General features: G+C 52.1%; 1 protein-coding gene. It reads right to left on the bottom strand.

Going from position 1 to position 1,442, the window contains the following annotated elements:
• Positions 1 to 1,442: beta strand repeat-containing protein (locus tag ACR0EL_RS21505; RefSeq protein WP_480502195.1), on the bottom strand; the 1,442-nt coding region annotated here is incomplete at both ends.

The raw sequence follows: 1,442 nt of genomic DNA, 5'->3' as shown, positions 1-1,442 counted from the left end.
AGGTTCAGCGTGTCGTTCGCATTGCCTCCGTACAGGATCGCGAATCCGCTGCCACCCGTGATCGAGGCCGAGTTCGTGATGGTGGCCGACGCGTTAGAAAGACGGTCCACCTCGATACCGTCGTTAGAAGCCTCGATCTCGCCGCTGTTCACGATGGAGATTGAGCCGTTGCCGCCCAAACCAACTTGAATCGCGTTGTCGTCCGCACGCAAAGAACCGCTGTTGGTGATCGAAATGACGCCACTGCCTGACAGACCGGTATCTATGGCTTCTTGCTGGGCCACCAGGTCGCCTGTGTTCATCACTGTGACGCTGCCGTTACCAACAACACCCGCAAGGATCGTATCTAAGTTAGTGGCTGTCAGGTCGCCAGTGTTTTCGACGACCACTTGACCATCACCAATTACGCGCGCACCAATCGCTCTTGCATTGGCCGAAATGATCTCCCCGGAGTTCACAATCTGTGTGTTTCCATTGCCAGATGTGAATGCTTGGATTCCATCTCCACCAGAAGCAATTTCTCCTGACGAGTTTATCGCGATGTCTGCGTTGTTAGCGATAGTCACGACAATTCCACCTAGCAGATCTGTAGCTATGTCGCCGCTGTTGTCGATAGCCACACTACCTGTCGCGCCAGTGTGGTCGGCAAAGATACCATTGTTAAAAGCTTGTATTCCGTCGCTGTTTACGATTGAGATTGAACCGTTTCCACCCAAGCTAGCTGCAATTCCGTCGTCGTTAAGCGAAATCAATGAACCGCTGTTGGTGATCGCGATATCACCATCGACTGCCAAAAGGGTTTCTATAGCCCTTCCTTGCGCCTCCAGATCGCCTGTATTCGTCACAGTGACGCTGCCATTGCCGCCAACACTCGCAAAAATGGCGTCCGAGATAGTGGATGTCAGGTGACCTGTATTATCAACGACCACTTGTCCATCCCCCACAACGACGGCATCAATTGCTTCCATCAAGTTGGCCGAAATGGCCCCGGAGTTCATAATCCGCGTGTTTCCGTTGTTAAACGTCGTTGCCCGGATTCCACGCTGTTCTGCGGTAATATACCCTGACGAGTTTATCGCAATGTCACCGTTGTTAAGGAGATTCACGGAGATTCCAGTTAGCTGATCTGAATATATGTCGCCGTTGTTGTCGACAGCTACAGTAGCTGTCGCGCCAGTGTGGTCGGCAAAGATACCATTGTTAAAAGCTTGGATTTCGCCGCTGTTCTCGATTGAGATCGAGCCATTTCCACCCAATTCCGCTTCAATTCCGGTGTCGTTAAGCGAAATCAATGAACCGCTATTGGTGATCGAAATACCGCCGTCGCCTGCCACATCAGAACCAATGGCAGCCAGATCGCCCGACAAGTCGCCCGTGTTGGTCAGCGTGACGTTGCCATTACCGCCAACATCCGCAAAAATGGCACTTGAGATAACGGATGT

The sequence above is a fragment of the Ruegeria sp. AH12 genome (genome assembly GCF_056541465.1).
Note: the sequence above shows the minus strand (reverse complement) of the source record. Positions and strands in the feature narration are given on the sequence as shown.